15 protein-coding genes and 1 pseudogene are annotated in these 25,912 nt (G+C 38.0%); 3 read left to right on the forward strand and 13 right to left on the reverse strand.

Annotation, left to right across the window (positions count from 1 at the left end):
* Positions 1-777 precede the first annotated feature (777 nt).
* The 9 genes and pseudogenes from D1164_RS07635 to D1164_RS07680 form a co-directional block, all read right to left on the reverse strand.
* Positions 778-2,904 carry a hypothetical protein gene (locus D1164_RS07635; protein WP_119349378.1) on the reverse strand — a complete coding sequence of 709 codons (2,127 nt, stop codon included), beginning with the start codon at positions 2,902-2,904 and terminating at the stop codon, positions 778-780.
* 126 nt (positions 2,905-3,030) lie between these two features.
* Positions 3,031-5,634, reverse strand: coding sequence for a DUF4861 family protein (locus D1164_RS07640; RefSeq protein ID WP_119349379.1), 2,604 nt, complete (start codon positions 5,632-5,634; stop codon positions 3,031-3,033).
* 50 nt (positions 5,635-5,684) lie between these two features.
* Complete coding sequence (locus D1164_RS07645; protein WP_119349380.1) at positions 5,685-6,854, reverse strand: sulfatase-like hydrolase/transferase; 1,170 nt, start codon at positions 6,852-6,854, stop codon at positions 5,685-5,687.
* A gap of 225 nt (positions 6,855-7,079) precedes the next feature.
* A complete protein-coding gene (locus D1164_RS07650) occupies positions 7,080-7,970 on the reverse strand; it encodes a hypothetical protein (RefSeq protein ID WP_119349381.1) in 891 nt (296 codons plus the stop codon).
* 8 nt (positions 7,971-7,978) lie between these two features.
* Positions 7,979-9,343 (reverse strand): neutral/alkaline non-lysosomal ceramidase N-terminal domain-containing protein, encoded by a 1,365-nt coding sequence (locus tag D1164_RS07655; protein ID WP_172594382.1) that lies wholly within the window; start codon positions 9,341-9,343, stop codon positions 7,979-7,981.
* Between the two features lie 126 nt (positions 9,344-9,469).
* Positions 9,470-11,245 (reverse strand): family 10 glycosylhydrolase, encoded by a 1,776-nt coding sequence (locus D1164_RS07660; RefSeq protein WP_119349383.1) that lies wholly within the window; start codon positions 11,243-11,245, stop codon positions 9,470-9,472.
* A gap of 577 nt (positions 11,246-11,822) precedes the next feature.
* Positions 11,823-11,984 (reverse strand): annotated as a pseudogene (locus D1164_RS24205) (family 16 glycoside hydrolase); the annotation flags it as partial.
* 72 nt (positions 11,985-12,056) lie between these two features.
* The gene (locus D1164_RS07675) at positions 12,057-13,274 is read right to left on the reverse strand and encodes a DegT/DnrJ/EryC1/StrS family aminotransferase (RefSeq protein WP_119349384.1); all 1,218 of its coding nucleotides are present in this window, start codon (positions 13,272-13,274) and stop codon (positions 12,057-12,059) included.
* Between the two features lie 10 nt (positions 13,275-13,284).
* Positions 13,285-14,280, reverse strand: coding sequence for a Gfo/Idh/MocA family protein (locus D1164_RS07680; RefSeq protein WP_119349385.1), 996 nt, complete (start codon positions 14,278-14,280; stop codon positions 13,285-13,287).
* Positions 14,281-14,460: 180 nt separating this feature from the next.
* Here D1164_RS07680 and D1164_RS07685 point away from each other — a divergent pair, with 180 nt between their 5' ends.
* Positions 14,461-15,348: an AraC family transcriptional regulator gene (locus tag D1164_RS07685; protein ID WP_119349386.1), complete on the forward strand. Its 888-nt coding sequence runs from the start codon at positions 14,461-14,463 to the stop codon at positions 15,346-15,348.
* Positions 15,349-15,449: 101 nt separating this feature from the next.
* On the opposite strand, the gene D1164_RS07690 is transcribed toward D1164_RS07685, so the two are convergent.
* The 4 genes from D1164_RS07690 to D1164_RS07705 all read right to left on the reverse strand — a co-directional run bounded on the left by D1164_RS07690 (position 15,450) and on the right by D1164_RS07705 (position 23,090).
* The gene (locus D1164_RS07690; RefSeq protein ID WP_206610954.1) at positions 15,450-16,865 is read right to left on the reverse strand and encodes a sulfatase family protein; all 1,416 of its coding nucleotides are present in this window, start codon (positions 16,863-16,865) and stop codon (positions 15,450-15,452) included.
* A 133-nt stretch (positions 16,866-16,998) separates the two neighbouring features.
* Positions 16,999-18,087, reverse strand: coding sequence for a DUF5017 domain-containing protein (locus D1164_RS07695; RefSeq protein ID WP_147372087.1), 1,089 nt, complete (start codon positions 18,085-18,087; stop codon positions 16,999-17,001).
* A 23-nt stretch (positions 18,088-18,110) separates the two neighbouring features.
* Positions 18,111-19,961: a RagB/SusD family nutrient uptake outer membrane protein gene (locus tag D1164_RS07700; RefSeq protein ID WP_119349389.1), complete on the reverse strand. Its 1,851-nt coding sequence runs from the start codon at positions 19,959-19,961 to the stop codon at positions 18,111-18,113.
* A gap of 21 nt (positions 19,962-19,982) precedes the next feature.
* On the reverse strand, positions 19,983-23,090 hold the full coding sequence (locus D1164_RS07705; protein WP_172594383.1) for a SusC/RagA family TonB-linked outer membrane protein: 3,108 nt from the start codon (positions 23,088-23,090) through the stop codon (positions 19,983-19,985).
* 742 nt (positions 23,091-23,832) lie between these two features.
* Here D1164_RS07705 and D1164_RS07710 point away from each other — a divergent pair.
* Together D1164_RS07710 and hflX are read left to right on the forward strand one after the other, a co-directional pair.
* Entirely contained in the window at positions 23,833-24,519 is a 687-nt protein-coding gene (locus D1164_RS07710; RefSeq protein WP_119349391.1) for an energy transducer TonB, read from the forward strand.
* A gap of 74 nt (positions 24,520-24,593) precedes the next feature.
* Complete coding sequence (gene hflX / locus D1164_RS07715) at positions 24,594-25,799, forward strand: GTPase HflX (protein WP_119349392.1); 1,206 nt, start codon at positions 24,594-24,596, stop codon at positions 25,797-25,799.
* Positions 25,800-25,912: the final 113 nt, after the last annotated feature.

The following is a 25,912-nucleotide window of genomic DNA, read 5'->3' on the forward strand; positions in this document are numbered from 1 at the left end:
CTTCCTGACAAACTTACTTTCAGGTCTGATAGCTTACTCCTTTCTGCCTAAAAAACCTACCCTTAGAATGGAAGAAGTTATTGACCAGACGCAAAGTTGTACGTTAGCTTAGCTCGAACTGACGTTATTTAAGGTTCTCGCAATCAGCTCGGTATCGATAGGTACCGCATATCACTTTGTCTGGCAATTCTATACTCAAAATAAAGCAAGCATATCGAAAGTTTTTATAAATCCCTTCTGTTTTGAATAGCTTCAACTGTTTACCAACAGCCTAAGGCGTTTATTAATTGCCCGGCTAACCCTTACAAGCCTCCTTGGCTCTACCCAATCATCTGTCTGACAATTTGTTTTGCCGATCTCAACCCCTGAATCCAGGGTCAACCAAGTGCTGTGCCTTGCCAATTTCCGTTTGATGGACTGGTAAAGTTCGGGGTGTTATCCTCCAGGCATTCAAACATCCCGTTGTTTATAAAAACCACTGTCAGCACAAATTAGCCCGACTGCTTTGTTAGCAATTTGGGAGAGGGTGTCTTCCAAAAAGTCGAAAAAATATTGGTTGTGTTACAATCACCTGGACACAACCTAAAATTTGTAGTCATCATACAGTTTGCCACAAAAGCCAAAAGTAAATGGTGTGGTTTGGGCTCTGCCTTTCTTGAATTTTGCAACTCTTTTTTGCTCCTTGTTGGTCTCCATATCTGTTCATTATTGCATAACAGAAATATAGAGTCCCAAACGAATATATTTTGTACTGGCTTGCTCCCTACATCCTCAAATTTATCCATTTTGAGCCACAGCATATACTTTTACTCCACTAAGATCTACATGAATGGTTAAATATCCTCGCTTCACATTTTCAATATTTACGTTTCTTGCATTATCTTCGAGTTCCGGACTTTTGACCAACAATGCAGGCAAAGCAACCCTTTTTGTATTGATTTCATAAACAAGTTTATCATCTTTAGTATCTGAATGAATATCTTTTAATATCGGATTATTTGAATGGTCCTTATAAATAGGATGTGGTATTGCTTTAAGAGCGGTATTCATAAAATGAAGGACCGGTTTCCCATCCTGAAACCTTATCCTCACAGCCCATCTTTCATCTCCAGAAAGTTGTTTTATTACCGGCTGGAAATTTCCTTCCTCAATAAGTTTACCTAAAGGATTCAAATCAATAACACTATCGATAACTGAAAGATTTTTATCCTTCATTTTTAATAATTCCTCAGACAAAGGAACCGTTCTTTTAAATCCTTTTTCGTCATGAGTTCCAAAAGGTAATGCAAACCATACCTGCGCCCCTTTAGAAAGGTATATTTTCACTGCTTTAAACTGAGCATCCGAAACACATCCCACACCATCAAGAATCAAAGGAGTACTTTCACGACATAGAGCATTGGAATCAGCAAGTTCTTCGCAACGAACAAACCGATAACCAACATTTGCTTTCACTAATCTTTCTGACCATGCAGCGGCCTTCTCCCATTGTTCATGCCCACTGGAATCTCTCCATCCATTATCTCTGCAATAACGACTGTTTACAAGTCTGACTTCAACAAGATCAGAACCTTTCATGTAGTTCAGGTCACTGTTTTTAAGTTCCCAATTATTTAATGGCCCGACTATATCCTCTATTTCCATCATATCTGTCGGATCTTCTTCAAGTCGCCCATTCAACGTGCTGCCCCAGTTGGACACCCCCCAGAAACGACTCAGGCTCCAACCCATGTAACCACCTTTTCCATATATTGTATAACTAAGTGCCATTGCAGGGGCATTACCTCTCTTTTGAGCAATGTCTTTCTGATGCATGGCTTCAGCATCCATCGGCACCCAAGACACACTTTTAACATTGATACCACAATTTTCGAGCATAAAAAAATCAAGATATGGCGACATTCGCTCAAGATTCAGCGAAATTGAATTTAAAGAAATTGGTCCGGAAGAAGAGCAACAGGTCATTAATGGTTTATCTTTAATTGTTTCCTTAACCATTTTCAGATGATCGGCAACGGAATTTGTCCTCATGTTGACCCAATCTCTGAATGCGGGATTTTCGTAATTTCCCCATTTGGAAGGGATTGTTCTTTTTGTATCACCCCAGAAAGAAATATCATTCAGAGAAGGAAGTTCTCTTCCGTATTCCTTTTTATACCGGTCGCGACAATACTTACAACCACACGTTACTAGCCCAGCATAGTCACACATATCATCTACCTCAATGGCATCAAGAGGAACTTCTCCTATTAGTCTCTGCAAATATTTTTGATGCATATCCAAAAAATCAGGATTATTATGGCAAAAAGCTTCCATTTGATATTGTGGCGCATATCCTCTGCTTCCATCAACTAAGTTCACTTGGCAAATATCATTGAAACGATGACCCTCATAGCTGGCATTCTCAGCTGCAATAGGATCGTGAAAAAGTAAAACACTATGACGGTGATTATGGTGTAACTTTCTGAATTCAGAATCACTCCTTGGCCTTTCGACATGATTGCAAGAATAATGATCCATAAACTTGATATCATATTTATGTAACTCTTCACATACATTGGCATAATATCCATGCAAATGACCAAAATAATTTGAATAATCAAAGCGTATATGAAATCCGAAATTGAGAGCAGTATCTATTTTTGCATTAGCAAACCCCTCTGCTCTTCTTTTTATTTTATCAACAATCTTCTTTTGCGGCCAAAGAAGATCTTCCAAAGTACACCACCAACTAGCAACGCGATTAGGAATAAATGCAACATTGTTTTCACCAACTTTATTTAATTCGGTTTTTGTCCCCTGAATTAATCCAGTTTGTCCAAGCAGAGGGATACCACTGGATACACCTATTGTACCCACAGCTGAAGTTTTGACAAAATTACGACGCGAATAAATGTTATTCATAAAAGATCATTTAAAAATTCGAATAAAGCATTAATTAATAGTTATATAACCAGCGCCCCATCTGCCTAAAAACCATTAATCTGCATCAAGCAGTGAGTACATTAAACATATTTCAGATCCGTCTATTCACTTCAAATTTATCATTTCTGCCGTTTTTCTCAAGTTGTTTTCCCAATCGCTTGACGATGGGCAGCAAGGAAACTGATGTCCACGTATCCAGTCCCCTTGGATATGGTATACAATTGGCTTTTGGGGTACGCATTTGAGAACTACACGGTGATCTTCTTTCTGTTCATCCATCCTTACAAACGAGCTTTTGGGATAAATAATTCCCAGACCGATCCAGCCAATGCCCGGATCCTGAAATCCCCATGAGCCAATTAAACCTATTTTTTGTTTTGAAAAAAAAGATTCATCATTCATTCGAACAATCCCGATACCCAACTCTACTTTATCATCGGGATTACCACCTTCAACAATAACTTCCATACGCGAGTCTGCTCTGCCTGCAAGTGCAGTTGGCCTCCAAATTACAGTATAAGAATTTTGTGCCGGGCCTACTCCTTTGGCCAGCAACTCGATGGTCACCTCATCTGGTGTTTGTTTTACCAGACCGCCGGTAAAAACAGGGTCGCCGGGATTACCGTCATTACGTACCGGGTAGGCTATTCCATTCACATAGAGTGTGAGTCCGCCACAGCCTGAACTTTTATCAACATGGAGTACATCCATTCCCCAACTTTGTTCGGAGTGATAACTCACGCCATTCTGTAATTTAGGAATAATCAGTTCTTCCTTATGTTTTCCAAACATATCCAGGTGCCCGTCGTAGATCCGGAATGAAGCTTTTTCAGATTCCCATATCCAACTTGGAGGAAACCATTCGTTGTTCCATGCTACCTTCGCAGATTCAGGTTTTGCACGTCTTTCAGCTATCCATTTTTCATAGTCCTTTACCGGTGCAGACAGTTTGAATATCTTACACAGTGAGATTGTCATCGTTTCGGTGTCGCCCATACTTCTTGCTGTTTCAAATTCTTTCCAGGAGGATTTGCCGGTAACCCCTAGTTTCTTGAGTTTTGCAATTTGCCGGTCACGAACGAGCCTAAGATAATACAACATGCTCTCGTCGCTGTTTATTAGTTCATCAGCGATGAATGTTGGAATTTTCGCAGTTTGCATATTGTTTAGAATCAAATTCCAAATAGGCTCCTGGCTTGCACCATTTTTCATGGACTCGAGTGCAGCATTAATTGTTTTAATAAATAAATAGATCTGCCCGGGTTCATTTTTTATTACTGGTTCAACCACTGCATTTATGTCTTCGTATTTCCATGTTACAGCTTTTACACCCGAAATATCCAGTTTGCAAGAATCGTCAGCTAACATATCTCCATTGGTGTCGATACTTAACTTATCCAGAATTCCATCGGCATTTGTATCGTACCAGGTGTATCGCATGTCTTCGGTTGAGTCATTATCAAAGTCAACCCTGATATAAGACCTGTCAGCGTTTTTCAAATGTAAGCGGTGATCGGCTGGGCTGAAGTAAAATTCATTGGGACCGGTTGGCTGAAGAGCTATCTCTGTTCGCTTATTAAAAACGCTGCATGAGGGGCCGCCAATCTGAGGAAAATAGAAATCGGCTTCTTTATTTGCCGGAGCGATAATGCCTTCCCATCGTTCAAACGTGTCAATTGGGTTTGCTGCAACGTTTACATCATTTTCATCCCAGGTTAGCTGAACACGTGCCCATGTTATGTCACTGAGATATTTGACTGCATCTTCCCGCTTAAGTATCGGTGAGGATTGGATCCCCCTGATTGTAAGTGCCTCGCTGACATCTTTACCTATCCGAACACTAAAGTCGCTATTTCTGTTTTTTTCAACGGTCCATCCGGGGGCACAACCAACAACTGTTACATCAAAATCACGGGGTTGTTCAAGGGTTGCATCGTTATCTGCATCAAAACTCCAGCGTAGGTATTGAAGTGTATCGGCATATCCTTCAACACGGATTACATCTTCTGTTACGCCATCATTATCCCGGTCATAAAACAGAAAAGGATTTTCAAAGAGTGGAATAAGTGTATCTGCATCTTTTGTTAAGTAAAGCCAGTTGAATGTTTCATCTCCCCCAAAATGAGAGTATTGCTGACATGGTCTTTGATAATAGCGATAATCAACTGTATGCCAAAGTAGGTTGTCATCTCCGTCATCACGTGCCCACCAGATTCTCAGACATCCTTCTTTGTCTGTTCGCACCGTGTTATAAAATGACTCGTCGAAGTAATACTGTACCATCTCGTCCACATCTTGGTCACCATCAGTGTCTTCATAATCAACAGCTACGTCCACTATCCCGTCAGCATTCCAGTCAACTATATACAGATCACTGTCGTAGTCCGGCTCGTTTCCAGCCTTTAGGTCATTATCTTCGTCAAATACCCTCACAAGCATTGGGTGCTTATTTGCGTTATGTTTGGGATCGGTGTCAACAAACCAAACTTCTTCGGGTTTTCCATCATTATTATTATCAATATAATGACGTTTCCCATGTCTGTCTGCTAATACTTTTTGAACCATTGCGGTATCAAAATGTATTTTATTTCCAAAGAATCGTTCAAATAACTTTTGTTTGGAAAGCACTTTTGAGTCTTGTTCTGAACTATTACTTTGAAGAATTATCAAAGAAAAAATGCAGATTACTCCTAATAGAAAATTTTTCATGCCGTTAATTTTAGATTTTGTTAGTATTTTAATTGCTGACTGCAAACTAGTTAGTCTGCGAGTTCCCTTCTCATACTTTCTAATATCTTTTCGTTCGCTTCAATTAAATGTTCTGTAGAGCCGGCTTTGTACCAGTCCAAAATCCGATCCTGGTGATAAAAAGGTTCCGGAGTTAGCAATTCGTTCTCCAGAGACGCGATTTTGTTGGATAAGTATCTGTTTTTTTCAGCCTGAAGTATTAATTTGGATTTAAGTATATTGAAGGATTTGATTTGCTCATTGAGTTTTTTTATATTCATTGAAGGATGATAATTTTCGACTTGATATTTTTGCAGAACCTCTTTTACTGGTTTTCCCGCACCTCCGTCTTTGTTTGGAGGATTGATGCCGAGAAGCCAGGCGATTGTTGGTGAGATATCAGTGTGTTCAAGATAGGGTAGCTTTCGTCCTTTCGCTATTCCCGGGCCAACGATTACAAAAGGAGTTAGCCAGCTATCTTCATCAAAGAGCGGGTGCCAGCCAATTATACTTTGACCGTGGTCGGAGGTAACGATTAATAAGGTATTTCCCCATTTGCCTGATTCTTTTAAATATGAAATGAGTTTGCCCAACAGTTGGTCAGCTTCCTCAATGGCACTTGCATAAGGAGAGTTTTTTCCGAATATATTTCTAAAATATGGTTTATCAGGCGAACTGGTATAAACGCCAACCCGTCCCTGTGTCCCGGGAGTCTGAAGGTGTATTCTTGTAAAAACCGGTTTCTGGGATTTTAAAATTGCGATAGATTGTTCTATCACCCCGGAATCATCAAGGGTAGGATCCATTATGCATGTGGTAAATCCTTTGCTTATTGATTTGTAGTCGGTTACATTAACAATGAATGCAGTTTGTCTTTGGGGAGACAATACTTCCTGTATCAGTTTAGTATCAGGCTTAATGAAAATGGTCCCGGCATGAAGCATCGGATTTGGAAATGAGCAACTGTTGAATTTGCTGTAGTCCCCGATCGTCGGGTGATGAGGCATAATCACATAGGATTTTTGAATAGAAGTACCGTTCTCAACTAATTTATTAAAAACAGGCATTTCTAATTTTTCAGGAGCTTCCCAGTGTAGGCCGTCAATTGTAAAGAGTATTACCTGTTCTATTTTTGTTTGAGCAGTAGCAATTATTATTGTTCCTGTAATCAGGTATAGTGAAAAAAGCAATCTCTTTCTCATGGTTATAAGTTATTTAAGAAAAAACTGTTTCTTACCTGGGCAAATACGTGTACAAATTTTCAAATATCCTCTCTCTTCATGTACTAAAAAAAGGATTAAATCATTTTCTGTAATATTTTTCAATTCAGCTTTTACATCAACACTTTTGATGATTGGTTCATAGTAGCTACAACCGTTGTTTTAAAAGAAATCGTGTGTTACTGATTTATACTTAGTAACACACGATTATTTGAAGCCCTCTTTCACTATTTGGTATTTCTCCGGATATTTTTGTGGATCCTGATGGCAATATATTAGTACTCCATCGGCGGTTTTTCTACCGGCTTTCAGGACTTCTTTAACGTATTCTGGTGTGGAATTACCCAAACGGCTGTGGGCTGTGGCATAAATATCAATGAATATAGGAAAATCAGGCTTTTCAAATAATTCCCTCATATGAATAATCTCATTTTCAACCTGGGCTGCATCCTGCAAGTTTGCGCCAACCGATTCTGCACGATACGGAAATAATACTCCATCAAACAACGGACCATATTCTTTAGCAAAATCTGGCGTTGTTTGTTTATAATAACAACATGGGATGAATACCAGTTGTGGGTTAATTTTCCGAGCAGCTTCGAGCATTTTTTTTGTATATTCAGGAGTATAAAATTTCAGATTGTGAACAAAATCGTCTATGCTCCAGGCAACCAGACTAGGCTCTGATATGCTTAGTTTAGCTAATTCCACAGCCCACCGTTTATAATCTAATCCATACGGTTCGGATGAATGCTTTGCAATGGGTTTTGATTCAGAGGGAGGAACAAGGGTAACCCAGACGTTTAAATTCGCTTTTTGTGCAAGAGGAAGAAATGCTTTCAAATCATTCCAGTCATTATCGTTTTGCCATATCAGCCAATGATAGGTATTGGCGTGAATATCGGCAAGTTCCGAAAGCAGACGTGGTATATCAACCCTCCCGTTTTTTAAACGAGGCGGAGCTCCATAAGTTCCAAGCGTTCCATATATTGTAAATTGGAGGCTTTCTACAGTATTGTTAACCTTTTTCTTTTGGGCAAAAATATTTGTCTGAAAAAGAAATAAAACACAAAACACAAAAAGGATTGATTTTCTCATGGGTTGATTTATTTATTATTTTTTGAAGTTTTAACTCCTACTTCTTTCATTAATTTACTAACCGCTATTGTTATTCTGTCTTCAATCTCATTTTTGAAAGGTCCGGGAAGTCCATAGTAAATCATACTTGTCTCTGCCTCATATCCACCCTCTTCCAGAACCCTCTTCGAGGGTATGTAGCACATCACTTGATTACAGTAACCGGCAACAAATAAATTTTCATTCCTGTATTTCTTTTTCATTTTTAATGAATAATCAACCACAACCTCATCTCCCATGGCCAGAATGGTTAGATCCCTGTTAAAACGCACTACCTGTAACGGGTAGGTGTACTCGCTAATGTCCCAGTTTTTATTATATGCTTCTAACATTAATTTAGCACGGCGTTGTTTAAATATATCCGAACTAAGGATATCACTTCTGCAAGAATCAATATTGAAGGACTGAAAACCAAGACTAACTTTTTGGTATGCAGTGCGGATTGGTGGATATATTGGCTTCAGATTGTTTGATAATAATACTTTTTGTACGGCATCTGTCAGTGATTTTCCATGTTGCATTGCAAGATCTACTGTGCCGCGTGGTTGTGGGTTCTGGTCGCCTGCACAACCTATGAAAAAAAGAGCTGTAGCTTCCGGATATGCTTTTTGGAGTTCGATCTGTGCAAAACCTGCATAATCGCCACTAATATTGATAGAGTTACCACCTAGCGTTGTATTATGGCAAGCATACCCAAAAAGAATCGCTCTAATCTTTCCATCAGGTGTTTTTGCTATTAAGACCGGTACATCATGGTCAACAGGTCCTTTGGGATTTATTCCATTTATAATTCCATGATCAGTTGGTTGACGACGGTTCATGGCGAAATCAGTTGATCCATGCCCGCTCCATAATTGCATAGGGGTAAGCTTTGCAAATGCCGAATCAATTATGTCAACGATATCTTCGATTAATTTCAGGTTGTAATTCACAGCTTTTCTTTGATCCTCGGGACTGAAATCAAAAATCATGCTTAATGAAGGCCATACTGCTGGTCCGCAATGGGTATGTGATGAATTCAATAATAGTTGTGAACGATCCACCCCATGTTTCTTTTCCACACGTTGTGCTATGCCTTCTGATATTTCCGGGCTTAAGCCCAGAAGATCCGTTGTCACTATCACCACCCGGTTTTTTTCATTTTTTTCAATAACCATAGCTTTAGCCCAGATGTCATGAAGCACTTCAGTCGAGGGTGCATTTCTTACAGCATAACCCGACATCCAAAAGGGTAAAGGAGGCGTTATAGGCCGTGAAGCAATGCCCACTTTCATATCGGCTCCTTTCGATACGCCTGTGACCAAGAGAAGTACAATTATCAATGTTCTTTTCATTTCCAAATAATTAAATGTTATCATAGATTCAGGTACAATTACATTGAAAAAATTCCTTTTATATAAAAAAAACTATCAACTCAAAAAACGGTTGAGGTTAACTGACTAAGTAACCCCAATCGGATTCTAATAACTCAGTGTACTAAGCATTTCAACAATTTCATCCGAAAAACTATTATATGCAAAGAGACAAAATCCCTGATAACCATACCGGTGAACTAATTGAAGTTGTTTTTCAACAATTTCAGCAGGAAGGGATTTAAGTACATTATTTTCCACATTATATATTTGTAGTCCGGGATATATACGATTGCTCATTCCATCAGGAGTATAATGAATTTGTTCCTTTAAAATTTCTTCAAATTCAACGGTGCTGGTCGTATAATTCATAGGAAATAAGTAATCGTTGATACCTTCTTTCAGCCAGGTTGCTCCATTACGATAAACACCATATGATTGTTTAGGGCCTACTCCGGCAGAAGATGTTACGACCAAATTTTTATCTTTCTCCTTTAACATCTTGTTTACTTCACAAACTAGCTCAAGAACCTGATCGGCCCTCCAATTTGACCATTCAATTCGCTTTCGTGCAAGCAAATCTTCTCCCTGAACGCCCGCATCACTTCTATACCAAATCATAATATCTTTGAGCAAATCAATCACGAACCTTGATGTACTTTCCATCGCACGAAAGCCAATAACCATTACTTTGCTATTCCCTGAATTATTGATTGTTATAATAGGTTCTCCTGTGCTCAGTTTCGCAATAACATCAGCATTTGAAACAACAGGTAGGCCACCCGATGTATTAATAGAAAAAGGTTGAAGCGAATTAATTGCAGGATGGTCACCATTTTTCTCAACAACGACCCGGCCTGCAGGCAATGGTTTTGTTCCAGTTAACCCAGTCAGCAATTGAAGATCGGGATATTCTGAAAGAACTCTATTCAATGGATCAATCCAGATAATATTTCCTCCCCGGTCAGCATATCGTTTTATAGCAGCAGCCATTGATGCGGAGACGTTTGTAAAATGACTGATGATCAACAAACCAGGAATGTGAAGTGCATCAATATTCTCAGGACTTTCAGAAACAAAAGCGAAGCCCACTTCCGTACAATTAAGATTACGTTCAACAACCCCAATTTCCCATACCCTGTCAATCTGAGTTTTTGGATGAAGAACACGGATGGGGAATTTATCTTGCTTAGTTGGAACAATTAATTCAGGATGATCCAAAAAGTTAAGTGGATCAAACCCTGAAGTAGCCTGGAAAGTAGAACGTGACACATCGGAATAATCAAAAGCTGCATTACAATAACGAATATAATCCAGATGAATACCATCAATATCATAAGCCAAAAGGTCTTTTAAAACGGATAACATGTATGGGTTAACTTCAGGGTGCCCAGGCGAAAGAAAAATTTGAGAATTATCATTGCGATCAAACGATCTGCTGATCCAGTCAGTAGTTTGTGGTTTTGAATAATATGTGCAACTCCAGGCCTGCACTTTTATTCCTACGGCATGTGCCTTTTTTATCAGATAAGCTAGCGGGTCAAACTGGTCGTCCGCGTTTACTTTTCCAATAAAATGTGACGATTTGAAATAGATATTTTCGCGCAACATAATATCGGGCAAAATGGTATTGATTCCTGCACGTTGACATTTTGCAATCATTTGATCAACGGCTTCAGCATTCACAAAACCAGTTGGATCGACCCATAAAGCACGTACCTTAAATTTTAACGAAGCCGTTTCTTCATTATTACTTTTTTGATTGCATGAAGAAAATAAAATTCCTATGATCAAAACAAGCAATGCAAAAACAATTTGCATTTTGTTAAAAATAAAAAAATTCCTATTTACAATTCTTAGGTTTGTTCTGTTTTGTTCTCTCATGATAATTCTATTTTAGTTGAATTAATGTTATTTCTCAAAACTATAAGGTTGGATTAGTGCAACCTTATAGTGTATCTCTGAATGCAATCAGAATTTTTTAATTCTGTGATTTTATTATCTCTCCATCGAACTTTGATTCCTCCTCCACTGTGGATTTGTAATACAATTGACCGTTGGTAGCTCCAATTTTTGCATCTGTTAAATCACTCATAAGTTCTCCGTTGAGTCATGTTTGCACCCTATCTCCAACAACCTTTATTCGTATTTTATCTCATTCTTCCTGTTTCAGGATATTCCCTTTTTCATAAGGAATGCAATGAAGCTAACCTCTTCCACAATATTCATAATATTATTGAGACGCCAAATAACCATATTCCTGCTCAGAGCCACTTTCACACACCAAATCCCCGTTACTTACATACCATTTTTAATTCCATATATTTTCCAACCGGAAAGGTCTTTACCATTAAAGATAGATTTCTTTTTCTGAGTTGCATTTCAATTGCTAATAAGGAAAATAGCAGTCAACAATGCTAAAACCGGGTTTTCATTAGAATGCTATTTGATGTTATAGTTCTCAGATTTTAATATTTCTAAACCAGATTACACGACCATGATCCTGTAGAGCAATTTTTCCTTTTTTAAACATCACGAAATCAGGATAGTTGTCCCATTTACTGATAGCTCTATGTTTATTCCGGTCGTCGTTCCAGCGTTCAAATTCAACAATTTTTTCTCCATTAAGACAAACATCCTATCCTGTACATATGCCGTGGGTGCCAACCAAATACCAAGTCAAACAAATATCTGCTCATGATAAAACTGCTTTCTGAATTTTGGTAATCGCTTCTGCAAATTTGTCCATATCCTCTTTTTCTCCCAACATGGTATTTTGAAAAATCCATACCGCCTCTTCATAACATGCTTTTTCCGCTACGGGGCAACATACTTTTGAATAATCCACTTCAGAAGGTATCGCATAACACATAAAATTCTTTTCAAGAAATAATGGTTGTTTATATAATGGTTGCGGATAACCCATAAAGCATGGAACTCCTTCAGCAGCTAACATTTTAGAGAATTCAACTTTCGGAAGATTATTAAATTTCGATTTATCGTATTTGAAAATGTAAATATGATAACTGTGCAATGTTTCACCCAACCCTCTCGCAAGTGGGGTAATTCCGTCAATTTTTTCAAGCAAAGAGTTCAGATAAGTCCCATTGTTATGACGTCGTTGGGTTTGCTCACCAAGCCTTTTTAATTGATTGGATAAAAGAACAGCCTGCATTTGTGTTATCCGGTAATTACACCCTAAATTATGGTGCTCATACCATTGGCCTCCTTTTACGCGTCCAACATTACGAAGTGAATTCATCATATCGTACAGTTTTTCATCGTTCGTGGTTATAATACCACCTTCTCCACTGGTCAAATTTTTTGAAGACTGAAAACTGAAACAACCGACATCGCCAATGCTTCCTAATTTCATTCCCTTATATTCAGCTCCATGTGCATGGCAAGCATCTTCAATAACCTTAAGATTATATTTTTTTGAAATTGCCATGATTGCATCCATATTGCACGACTGCCCTGCAAAATGTACTGGAATTATGGCTTTCGTTTTTTCCGTAATTGCCTTTTCAATTCCGACAGGATTAATATTATACGTATCAGGCTCAATATCAACAAAAACAGGCACGCAATTGGCCTCAAGAACAATTGAAGTTGTTGCAATAAAAGTATAAGGAGGAACTATAACTTCGTCGCCAGGTTTCACTCCACATGCAATTAAGGCAAGGCGTAAGGCAACAGAACCATTAACGCATGTTAATGCATATTTGGTTCCACACATTTCTGCAAACTCTTTTTCAAATTTAGCAACTAGATCCTCACAATCAGGATTTCCCCATTTGCCACTACGAACAACCTCTGCAACTGCGTTAACATCAGTTTCGTCATAAACAGGCCAGACAAAATTTTCATTGACCGTTTTTTCCCCTCCATTAATAGCTAAAATTTCCTTCATTGGTCTCGGATTAAAGATGATTATAACACAGTTGAACAGTTTGTAGTGAGGACTCGGGCATACACTTGATTGGTTCAATATTATTATTTATACATGACGCGAAATAGGCAATTTCGTTGTAAAAACCATCACCTGCATCTCCGGCTGCAATTTCTAGTAAACTATTTTCGGTAGCGATCTGTATCACTTCACCTTTGAATGTAGTGTAGAGCAAACTTGCATTCTCAAAAGTGGCGATGTATCCGGCCTGAAATGGGAAATTGGTATGGAATGTATTTCCTCCCTCAATTCTGACGTGAATACCTTTAGCTTTGTATAACCATAAAGCACTGATATAATCATGATTACTTAATTCTCCTGGAAGGTAATTACATTTTATTTCCTCAGGTAATCCTAACAGATAATTTACAAAATCGATATCATGAATTACCAAATCGAAGAGCGCCCCTCCAGATGAACCAAAATCCTTTTGCTTTTCTTTCCATTGTCCCCATGTAGGAATTCCTGAAAAACGGGATAAAGAAAGAAATTTCAATTTGCCATATTCTTCAGAATCAATCAATTGCTTAAGCTTCATATAAGGCGGCATAAACCTGACCACATGTGCTACCATTAATATCCTTTTTTGGTCTTTGGCCAAGGCTATCAGTTCTTCTGCCTGCTTTATGTTAAGGGTAAATGGTTTTTCAAGAAATACATGTTTGCTACACTCAAGGGCCTTTTTGGCCATTATATAATGCATGTTCGTATGCACGCAAATATGTATAGCATCCAACTCTTCTTTTTCAAGACATTCATCAAGTGTTTGATACTTCCGAATTTTTTTTAAAGTGTCAGATTCGATACTTCCGGTAGAAAAATTTCCCGATTTGGAAGTTAACTTTTTTTCAATTTCGTCAGTTTCAATGTCAACAATTGCAACCAAATCAAGTTCAGGATTTTTTATGATATTCATAGTATGGGTCATCCCCATAAAACCAAAACCTACCACTGCAACTTTCTTCATAATATAAAAGGTTGTTATTTAAATTGATTTTACATTAATAATTTTCTTCGCACTGATACAAACATATCTCAAAAGTACCTCAAAAAACAGGAAACAGATTATATGGAATTGTCAAATATTAATAGTATTTTGCTGCAAAATTGAGGCACAACTTAAGAAAACAAACAAAAAGATATCACCATGAAAGCGCAGTATCAAAAGATAATTATGAACGAGGGAGTGTCATTTATCGCAAAAAAACTGGAGTTTCCTCGTTTTGATAGTGAATTTCATTTTCATGCAGAATATGAACTAAAGTATGTTTTACATAGTAAGGGGAAACGTTTTGTTGGAGATAGTGTCGAAAATTTCAAGGAAGGGGATCTTGTTCTTCTGGGCTCTAACATCCCTCATTATTGGAAAAACGATCCAATCTATTTTGAGAAAGATGATTTGCTGGCTTCAGCTTATCTGATCATGTTTTCCGAAGATTTTTTGGGTCATAATTTTTTTCATTTACCAGAGATGGCTCCAATAAAGACATTGCTAAATAAAGCTAAAGGCGGAGTTTGTTTCGGGAATAAAGATAAGTGCGGTATTCCCAAAAAAATGAAACAATTACTTTCGAGTGAAGGACCTTCCAGAATTATCATTTTATTGGATATACTTTTTGACCTCGCAAAAGCCGAGATAGTACCATTGCTTACCGAAACATTTGTTTCAGAAATTCCAATGTTGAATTATAGTGATCATTCACTAAAACGCATGACTAAAGTACATGAATATGTGATCGAAAATTTTCGAAATAAAATTGAAGTCCAAGATGTTGCAAGTATTGCAAATATGACATCTCATGCTTTTTGTAAATATTTTAAGAAAAGTACTAAAAAAACATTCATGACATTTCTTGGGGAGTTGCGTATCTGTCATGCAAAAAAATTATTAATAGAAAAAGAGGAAATGGCTATTGCAGATATATGCTATGCTTCAGGATTTGACAACTTATCTAATTTTAACCGTAAGTTTAGGTCGATTACTGACTTAACGCCCACTGAGTTCAGAAGTAATTATATTAAGGATACAGTTTAAGCCCTAACAAACTGATAATCCAAAACAGAAAAGAAAGCATTGTTTATTTTTGCAGATCCAGTTTCAAACAAATATGGAGTTGCGAAAAGTATTGAATATTTCTATAATTTACCGGGAGGCCGTCTGTTTTTACCCTCATGACCGGTAATATCATCACCTAAGTCTTCTCGTGCTTCATTTGCAATTTTTTCAAGTTCTTCAACTATTTCAGGATTAGAATTAATTAAATTATAACGTTCTCCCGGATCACGTCTCAAGTCAAACAACTCCCTGTCAAATGCACGATTTTCATATACTTCTCCCGGCATTCCATCTTTTCCCGGAACAAAATCTTCGTAAGATCGCCCCGGATGAGGAAATACTAACTTCCATTCACCATTAGTCACTGCTTCCAAACTATTTTTTCTATAATAATACAGGAATTTTTTTCGGGGAGTGACATCTGTATTTCCTTTCATTAATTCAAGAATGTTGACACCGTCAATTTTTCTCTCCGGGAGTTTTGCTCCTGCTATATTGGCAAGGGTCGGAAGAATATCAATTCCGGAAACCATTTTATTACAAACGAGTCCTTCAGGAATTGTCCCTTTCCATTGCATCAGGCAAGGGACCCTTTGGCCGCCTTCAAATGAAGTACCTTTCCCCTCTCTCAATCCACCCGTGCTTCCGGCATGGTTCCCATAGTTAATCCAAGGTCCATTATCAGACGTTAATATCAGAAGGGTATTTTTATCCAGATTTAATTCTTCCAACGTTTTTACCAATTCACCAATGCTCCAGTCAATTTCCATCATTACATCTCCATACAGGCCTTGCTCCGATTTGTTTCTAAAATTATCGGAAACAGCTAACGGCACATGAGGAAGGGGATGGGCCAGATAAATAAAAAATGGGGTCGACTTGTTTCTTTTTATGAAGTCAATGGATTTTTCTGTAAAAGCAGTTGTAAACTGACTATTATCCGGATTTGTTTCAATAATATCATTTCCATTTATTAAAGGCAAAGGAGGATAGAAGTTTTTATTTGTTGGGTGATATGGCCACATATCGTGAGAATATGGGATTCCATAAAATTCGTCAAAGCCGTTTTGCAATGGAAGAAATTGACTCTGACAACCTAAATGCCATTTGCCAAATATGGCTGTTCTATATCCTTTTGTTTTTAAAATTTCAGCAATCGTTTCTTCCTGATTGTTAATTCCTATTTTAGATGAATGGTTAATCGCACCGCTAAAGCCAATCCGGTTTGGATAACAACCAGTAAGCAGACCTGCGCGTGAAGCACTGCATACGGCTTGTGGCGCATAATAATGAGAAAAGAATATTCCGTTTTTGGACATCCGGTCTATATGGGGAGTCGAATACCCCTGAGATCCAGTAATATCAATGTCGCCATACCCCATATCGTCGAGATAAACAAGTATAAAATTTACATGCTGAACGGACTCTTTTTTACAAGAACTAATGTTTAATGCGAAAAAAACAGTCAGAAAAAATGAAAGCAATTTCTTTAGCAAAACTTTTCAGGATTTTATAAAACTTTTTTCAAAAAAAATATAACCAAATGCTAACCTCTTCTATATTAATTTTAAAAACCAAAGAGGCCATCTAAATATATGATAGCCTCTTGGAAATAAAATAAATATTGAATTACTCAGTGATCGTTAGTGTAATCTTCTTCACTACTTCTTTTGTCGTATCTATGGAATTATTCGATGCTACAAAAACAACATCAAAAGTTCCTGCTTTTTTGAAAGTATATTCAAATAATTCAACTGGGGCAGCTGCAATCCCAACTTTAACAGGAGTGCTGTAATCGGGACCAAGATTAACCTTCTCAATATCAATTCCACCACTTACTGCCCAATGTTCACTTATAGGATCATTGAAAGGACTAGATGGATCAAAAGGAACATAAGCTTTCGGTCTTGCAAATGGATCAAATTGGTCACTTTTCGGATCAAAAATAGGACTGTTAGGATCATAGATAGGATTATCCGGATTGTATATCTCTAAACCTTCATGTAAATATTCATTACCAAAAAGAGTGAGCTGATTTGTTGTAACGACAGAACGAGCTGGCGCATTCTCAGCATTTTCATCCACTATCTGGAATCCCATACTATTCTGGTTAGCTAGTGTCAATGTAATAGGTGATGTGCCTGCATTATTTTCAAGATTCTTTTTGCTATTTATGGTAAACTCCTGAATAAACCATTGCTTTACTAGTCCATTTTCAGCCTGAGGTTTTGTCATATACTTAATGGCAATGTATACTGGCTTACCAGGAATTGCCAGATCAGAAATATCAACTGTTCCAGAGGATACAAGAGTAGCATTTGTCCCCAAAATGAGTGTACTGGTAATATCTGTCCAAGTAGCTTCTTTAACAGCGGAAAGGCTACTGTAATCACCGTTAAAATTGTTTGAAGCCAATACAGATACCTGATTTTCCTGAGTTCCGTATTGAACACTACTTTTAAATGAAATTGTCGCACCAGAACCGGTTAAGTCAATCACTCGACCACCATGATATTCATAATCTTTCAGGGTTTCGCCTGAATAAAATGAGATAATATGAGCATTACCTGTAATATGGAATGCTACAGCATCTCCAACTTTATATGTAAGAGAATCAGTTGTCACATCAAAGTCAGGATTATCCAATATTACAATTTCATCATTACAGGAGGCCATTATAAATAGCGCAACCAATAAAACATAATATTTTAGTTTCATATTGTCATTAAATTTAAGTTGTTTTACCACATCGGGTTCTGTACCATTTTCTGATTTGTAATCAATTCGTTCGTAGGAATTGGCATAAACAAATCCCTTTCAGTTACATTCGAATAATATTTTATAAACGGAGAGCCTGGATATTCAACAGCTAATCTGTTAGCCATTTCCTGGTTCACTTGTAAGAAAATACCCCAGCGCAAAAGGTCAGCTTTTCTTTTGTATTCCAGATTCAACTCGCGCATCCTTTCATCTTGCAAGAATGCCAGAAAGCTTTCTTTTGACGCAGTAAATTCAGGTTTAACATTACCTTCAGATTTGTCGTAGATTGTAGCTACTGCAGTAGCCCCTGTCCCGCCTCCACCACTTATCGTAATTGCTGGAGGACTACTATATTGTCCTTCATCATAGTAAGTTACACCTGTTAAATCCCGATTTAAAGTTATTGCCGTAACTTGACCTTCTGAAATTGTAGCAGTAGCAGTAGCAGTCACCGATCCTATATTAGTCCCAGTTCCAGTAGAAAAAGTTACTGTTGGGGCTGTGGTATAACCTGAACCATTATTGGTGATGGTGATTGTTTTCACCCCGGTTGACCATGCCCTTTGCCTTACTTTATTCACTGCTTCAATTGCTGCAGGAGTAGGGCCACTATTGATCTCATTTTCGGCTTCTGCAAATATTAATAAAACATCAGCGTACCTAAGAAATGTATAATTAATAGGTGTAGCATTAGTTGCTTGTGGTTCAAGAGTTTCATATTCCCTTCTATATTTGGCAGGTTGTTTTGTATTTTTTGTTCTTTGGTTTGTTGTAACATTTACCATATTTTTTTCACCTTTGACAGCTGATGAACCTGTGCTGTATGTAAAGTGCGCAATGCTCCACCAGAAGCGATTATCGCCTTCTTCAAAGGCATCATAAAGCTTTGAAGTTGTAGTTAAATAAGCTACACCTCTACCATGAATAGCAGCAGCCGATACTCCATTAATATAACCACTGTTGCCCGCCTCATATTGTCCTGTTGTATTATTACTCCAAATTTCAGCCTCAAAAAGACTTTCTTTAACATCGTATTTGTCTTGAGCAAGGTTTATAAAGACCTGTGGATAACTAGGGTTCAGTTCATGTCCGACTTCGGAATCGTCCATTACTTTTTTAGCCCAATTGCGTGCTTCCTGATACCGAGTTTCATCTTTTAACGGTTCTCCTGCCATTTGTAAATTAACACGGGCCAACATTCCTCTTACAGCCGATTTATTAACAACCCCAGGAGATACTACATCCTTGATCCCTTTTACTAGAGGTTCGGCAGCTTCCATATCTGCAATAATCTGTGCATAAACTTCTTCAATCGTATTTCTTGATTGATCAACATTATTAACTGATGACGTTGGCTCTGTTTTTACAGGAATGCCTCCGAAGTAGGTCACTAAGTAAAAGTGATAAAAACCTCGCAAAAACAACATCTCCCCGCGAACAACATCTCTGAATTCCTTATCGATGTCAGGATTATTGTCAACATTTGCCAGTAGGACATTAGCTCGGTTTATTCCATCATAAAGTGCTGTCCACAAATACAAGGTATATCTGTCAGATGGATTATAAAAATAATTCCAAGGACCTGTTGTTAAGCTGGTTCTATTCATAAATGCTTCATCCGCAGTCCATGCCATCAGGTAATTTCCAATTCCATGAAACCTGGCTTGTCCAAGAATATCATAAACGCTATTCTTAGCAAAGTTTATTTGATCTTCTGTTTCGTAATAATTACGCGGGTTCAAAAAGTCAGTTGGAGTTGTATCCAGATACTCATTGCACGAACTCAATCCCATTAAAATAATTAAAACGAATGAATAATATTTTATTTTCATTTTACTTGAATTTAAACGTTTTTAAAATGCTCCTTTTATTCCAAAAAGAATAGCTGGCGACTTCGGATAAGAAGAATAATCGTATCCCGGAGTAAGTAAGTTACCACGGGTCGATACTTCTGGATCCAATCCTGTATAATTGGTCCATGTAACAAGGTTTTGAGCAGAAATATTAATGCTCAACTGACTAAGGTAAGCCTTCCTAATAAATCGTTCAGGAATTGAATAGCTTAAGTTTACGGTTTTGAGTCGCACAAATGAACCATCTTCAACTACTCTCGATGAGTGATATCCGATGGGGCCTTGTCCCCCAGCTCTGTAATTCTCATTAGTAGCATTTTCCGGTGTCCAACGATTCACGTAGCTTGCATATTGATTAATAAGTGCATATTTGTTACTGTTACCTTCCAATAATAAGCGGTTAGCATTATATACATCATTCCCGTACGACCATTGGAAGAAAATATTCAGGTCGAAATTTCTATACGAAAGATTATTGGTAAAACCACCAATATGCTTTGGATTTCCCCGTCCGATAAATGTTACGTCTGCATTGTTCATGGTGCCGTCTCCATTTAGGTCACGATATTTTATATCTCCAGGCTGAATTGAACTTCGCGTAGAGCCGTTCCCCGGCACATCAGGCTTTAAAATATACACTCCCGGAGCAGGATTCTCAAAGTCTTCATATTGATAGTTTCCTTCCCATATATAACCAATCATCATACCCGAGGATCTTCCAATTTCTGCAAGATATAAAGGTTGTCCAAACTGAGATACATACGATACGGTACTGGGAAGATTCCGTTGTCCATTGGTCAATGCCAATACCGAATTTTTGTTAAAGCTTATATTAAAGTTACTCTGCCATGTAAATGAAACGGTTGAAACATTAGTTGTATTAACTGATATTTCTAATCCTTCATTTTTTAATCTACCTATATTTTTAACTGCTTTTGAAAAACCTGTTGTTGGAGGTAGATCTGCCCGCAGTAGCAGGTCTTCTGTTGTTTTTCGATAAATTTCAAACTCAAACATAATCCGATTTTCCAAAAGACCTAACTCATATCCCAGGTCAATAGTTTTCACGGTTTCCCACTTTAACCCTGCATTTCCAACATTGCTAACGTATGCACCTCCTTCAGCCATTGCATTATTGAATGAATAACCATGGCTCACCAGATCGAATGATAAGCTAGAAGAGTAATCAAAGTCCCCAATGCGGTTATTCCCCGTACTACCATAACCAAACCGTAATTTAGATGTTGAGATCCATGGCAAGGCATTGGCAAAGAATTCTTCTTTATGCATATTCCAGGCAGCTGCCATTGATGGGAAATACCCCCAATTGTTAGGGAATTTTGATGAACCATCAGCCCTGAATGTTCCTGTCAGAATATACATTGATTTATAGTTATAGTCTGCCCTGAAAGCATATGAGGCCAATTTATTCTCACTGTTTGAAAAGGCAGGGTTATAAGCTACTCCTTCATTAAGTCCATCCATACCTAAATTTTCATTTGGAAGATTTTTCCCTCCATAACCATGTATGTTAGTATGTAACTTGCTGGCCTCGAATAATGCCAGTCCTGTTATAGTATGATTTTTATTAATGGTTTTCTTATATGTAAGGGTATTGGAAATATTGAATTGATTTCTGCTGGTAGTTCTAATTAATCCAAAAATACCATTCTGGTTATTCAAGTTTGCCGGACTAGCTTGAGCAGTATTTGAATTATAGAAAGCTTCATTTATGAATGTATTTTGACGCGTGCCAAAAGTAGATTTAAAGGTAAGATCTTTAATAATATCATAACTTATATATCCGTTTGCTTCCAATAATTTGGTTGTTCTAAACGAATATTGGTTTTTTTGGCTTATATAAGGATTGATCCTGATATCACTTGTTGTTACTGCAGCTTCATCATATAATGAAGTTAACAAGTCAGTGTCAGGATAGAAATCGACAGGCCTGTACATCCAGGCACTTGACAATACAAATGATGTAGGGTTGGCATTACTATATTGCCCTTCATTTATCACCTGTCCTTGCTGTTCTGAAACTGCATAGTTAACCGTTACACCAGTTTTAATTTTATTACTGATCTCCTGGTCAATAGTAACCCTGCCAGAATATCTGTTTAAGCCGGTATTAATAATAGTTCCTTTTTGATCGTAATATGAACCGGAAATAGAATACCGTGTTGATTTTGTTCCTCCCCTCATAGCAAGATCATATATTTGGGTAATACCTTGCTGGAACAAATGATCCTGAAGATCAAGGCCAGCCATTCCTTTATAGTAGTCCAGATCTTTATCATCCAAAAAGTAATAGGCTGTGGTATTAGAAGTAGGATGAAGCTCTTGTTGGTATTTCACAAATTCGTATGGACTCATTAATTCTATTTTACTGGGAGCCATTTGTATTCCGGTAGAACTGCTGAAAGTAACCACGGGCCTTCCTACCTGACCTCTCTTGGTTTCAATCAATATTACTCCGTTTGCACCTCTTGACCCATATATGGCGGTTGATGATGCATCTTTCAAAATCGTCATTGACTTAATTTCCTCCGGGTTTAAGGTTTTTGGATCCGGATCTTCCACAGGAAAACCATCTATAACATATAATGGGGAGGTGCTTTGAGTTAATGAACCATTCCCCCTGATTACAATATTTATTGCTGCTCCTGGTTGCCCGTCTGTAGCAGTTACCTGTACTCCGGCAACGCGTCCTGCAAGTGCTTCATCAAAAGAAGCAACTGGTGCTTTTGCCATGTCCTCTACCGAAGCAACACCCACTGAGCCAGTAAGATCTGGCTTCCTTACTGTTCCATAACCAATTGCAACCACCTCTCCCAAACTAATGGACTCTTCTTCCATAACAATATTAAACGTAGTCTGCTCCTCACAGGAAACCTCCTTTGTTTTCATCCCAACAAATGAAAACGCAAGAATTTTTGCAGACGTTGGTATGGATAGTTTAAATTTTCCATCCACATCAGTAATTGTTCCTGACGAGGTGCCTTTTACAGCAACAGTTACTCCAAATAATGGAGCTCCCTGAGTGTCTTTCACTGTTCCCGAAATCTCTTTTTTATCCTGTTCTGCCACAACAGAATTCCGTTCCAAGGAGACTGATTTTAGATCTCCAGCGACAGTTGACATTATTGAAAAAATAACAAAAACTGCCAGCAACTTAATACGCAACAAAGCTCCCAATAAACATTCTGTCAGGAAGCATTCTCTTTTCTTTTTTTCTTTCATAAAAAAAATTGCTAGGTTTATATTCAACATTGTGAGAAATCATAAACTTTGAAAACCTATTCTTGAAAATAAGTTCTTTAATTTCAGATGCCCATTTTAACGTTTTTTCACAGTTCAAAAGTAGAGAATCAATACCTATTAAAACGGTACAATACTGTCGCCCACTAATACAATATTATCCAAACTGAAAATACTAATTATTCATTGGAAGTTTCCAGTCATCATTGCCATCATTTTACGATTACAACAAAAACGAAACAGTTACCGTGCATTTTATGGACAAAAACCTATTACAAGAGTAAAAAACTTGGTAATTAAGAGCAATCCCTTTTCTCATCAGACTGAAGTCAATCATGACAAATTTGTATTTGCTTTCTTCAAAAAGATTTAATTTTGGACTCCAAAAGTGTCCTATGGTAAAGTTTTTGTGGCTTCTGACAGCTGGTTTTAACAAAAAAACAAACAAGTTCATGAACAGTGTTCATCGCAGAAATGACTATCGTTTGAAATATCAGAAAAATTGATTTGCAAGTGACAATTATTTTTTATCTTTAGCCCTCCGAAAATTGAGGCTAAAAAACTAAAAGAACGAATAAAATAAAGTATTATGGAAGTTAAGAAGTCGCCAAAAGCGGACCTTGAGAATAAGAGGAACTTATTCCTGATGTTGGGTTTGGTTATTGCTTTGGGGTTAGTCCTTGCAGCTTTCGAGTATAAAACCTCGCCTAAAAAAGTGGATTCACTGGGGAAGGTTGAGATGCAGGAAGTAGAAGAAGAAATCATTCCGATTACTCGTGAGCAGGAAGTAAAACCACCGCCACCTCCTCCGCCAAAAGTTGTAGAAGTATTGAATATTGTAGAGGATGACGTGGAAATTGAAGACGAACTGGAAATTGAAGATACCGAAGTTACGGAAGACATGATAATCGATGTTGCTCCGGTTATCTCTACTCAGGAAGAAGAGGAAGAAGAAGACACCCAGGTTTTCTTTATTGTTGAAGATATGCCTGAATTCCCTGGTGGGGAAATGGCGTTGAGGCAGTTTATTGCCAATGCGATAAAATACCCGGTTATTGCCCAGGAAAATGGTATTCAGGGCAGGGTTTACGTTACATTTGTTGTTGACAAAGATGGAAGTATTTCCGATGCACGCATTGCCAGAGGGGTTGACCCTTCACTCGACAAAGAAGCTTTGCGTGTGGTAAATACCCTTCCAAAATGGAAACCCGGGAAACAGCGTGGAAAACCAGTACGTGTATCTTACACTGTTCCAATTAACTTTGTATTGCAATAAGAAGGAAAAAAATATTTTTATGCTCCTGGTCCCTATGTGGGGTCAGGAGTTTTTTATGTTACGACATTTAATGTATGATTGAAACTACTCCGCAAACAGAAAAAGCTGTAATTGTTGGTTTAATTTACAATAACCAGGAAGAAAAACAGGCTCTGGAATACCTCGAAGAACTCGAATTTCTGGCGGATACCGCCGGAGCGGTGGTTTTTAAAAAATTCACACAGAAGCTGGATGTTCCGAATGTTTCAACTTTTGTGGGTCCCGGTAAGTTGGAAGAGATAGGCAATTACATAAAGGTAATGGAAGCCGACACCGTTATTTTCGATGACGAATTGACTCCCACACAATTAAGAAATATTGAGCGGCGACTGGAATGTAAAGTATTGGATCGCACCAACCTGATACTTGACATCTTTGCCCGACGTGCAAAAACAGCACATGCAAAAACACAGGTTGAGCTGGCACAGTACCAGTATCTTCTGCCTCGCCTTACCCGAATGTGGACCCACCTCGAAAGGCAACGAGGAGGAATTGGGTTGCGTGGCCCTGGTGAAACGCAGATTGAGACCGACCGCCGTATTATTCTCGATAAAATTGCCCGACTCAAAGAGCAATTAAAAAAAATTGACAAGCAAAAAGCAACGCAACGGAAAAACCGGGGCAAGCTGGTTCGTGTTGCATTGGTAGGGTATACCAACGTGGGGAAATCAACACTGATGAACCTGATGGCCAAGTCGGAAGTATTTGCTGAGAATAAACTTTTTGCAACACTCGACACTACCGTGCGCAAAGTAGTAATTGTAAACCTTCCGTTTTTGCTGGCTGACACGGTAGGTTTTATCCGGAAGTTGCCCCACGACCTGGTAGAGTCGTTCAAATCCACTCTCGACGAAGTGCGCGAAGCCGATATTCTTGTACATGTGGTGGATATTTCGCACCCCGGGTTTGAAGAACAAATAGAAACGGTAAACAATACACTGAAAGAAATAGATTCGGGCGACAAACCCAATATTTATGTTTTCAACAAAATTGACGCATTCAGCTACGTTGAAAAGGAGGAAGATGATCTAACACCGAGAACAAAAGAAAATTTCTCCCTCGATGAATGGAAAAATTCATGGATGGCCAAAAATAACACTCCTGCCATTTTTATTTCAGCCAAACAAAAAGATAATATCGATGAGTTGAAAAAAATCCTGTACGATGAAGTAAAGGTAATTCATTCACAGCGCTTTCCGTTCAACGACTACCTTTATGACATTACCTGGGAAGAAGAGTAAAAGGGACTGTCCGGTTCATCCTGACAGAATTTAAAGCGAATCAGATCTTTTTTCTATTAACCGGTACTTTTTCAGAGTTTAGGCAAACAGAATACAGGTCGATCCGGCGATCT

Source organism: Mariniphaga sediminis (genome assembly GCF_003573545.1).
GTDB lineage: Bacteria > Bacteroidota > Bacteroidia > Bacteroidales > Prolixibacteraceae > Mariniphaga > Mariniphaga sediminis.

Bases quoted from the DNA above. Each gene is read 5' to 3' on its own strand.
- D1164_RS07635 (WP_119349378.1), bottom strand. From the start codon at position 2,904: ATGAATAACATTTATTCGCGTCGTAATTTTGTCAAAACTTCAGCTGTG.
- D1164_RS07640 (WP_119349379.1), bottom strand. From the start codon at position 5,634: ATGAAAAATTTTCTATTAGGAGTAATCTGCATTTTTTCTTTGATAATT.
- D1164_RS07645 (WP_119349380.1), bottom strand. From the start codon at position 6,854: ATGAGAAAGAGATTGCTTTTTTCACTATACCTGATTACAGGAACAATA.
- D1164_RS07650 (WP_119349381.1), bottom strand. From the start codon at position 7,970: ATGAGAAAATCAATCCTTTTTGTGTTTTGTGTTTTATTTCTTTTTCAG.
- D1164_RS07655 (WP_172594382.1), bottom strand. From the start codon at position 9,343: ATGAAAAGAACATTGATAATTGTACTTCTCTTGGTCACAGGCGTATCG.
- D1164_RS07660 (WP_119349383.1), bottom strand. From the start codon at position 11,245: ATGAGAGAACAAAACAGAACAAACCTAAGAATTGTAAATAGGAATTTT.
- D1164_RS07675 (WP_119349384.1), bottom strand. From the start codon at position 13,274: ATGAAGGAAATTTTAGCTATTAATGGAGGGGAAAAAACGGTCAATGAA.
- D1164_RS07680 (WP_119349385.1), bottom strand. From the start codon at position 14,280: ATGAAGAAAGTTGCAGTGGTAGGTTTTGGTTTTATGGGGATGACCCAT.
- D1164_RS07685 (WP_119349386.1), top strand. From the start codon at position 14,461: ATGAAAGCGCAGTATCAAAAGATAATTATGAACGAGGGAGTGTCATTT.
- D1164_RS07695 (WP_147372087.1), bottom strand. From the start codon at position 18,087: ATGAAACTAAAATATTATGTTTTATTGGTTGCGCTATTTATAATGGCC.
- D1164_RS07700 (WP_119349389.1), bottom strand. From the start codon at position 19,961: ATGAAAATAAAATATTATTCATTCGTTTTAATTATTTTAATGGGATTG.
- D1164_RS07710 (WP_119349391.1), top strand. From the start codon at position 23,833: ATGGAAGTTAAGAAGTCGCCAAAAGCGGACCTTGAGAATAAGAGGAAC.
- hflX (WP_119349392.1), top strand. From the start codon at position 24,594: ATGATTGAAACTACTCCGCAAACAGAAAAAGCTGTAATTGTTGGTTTA.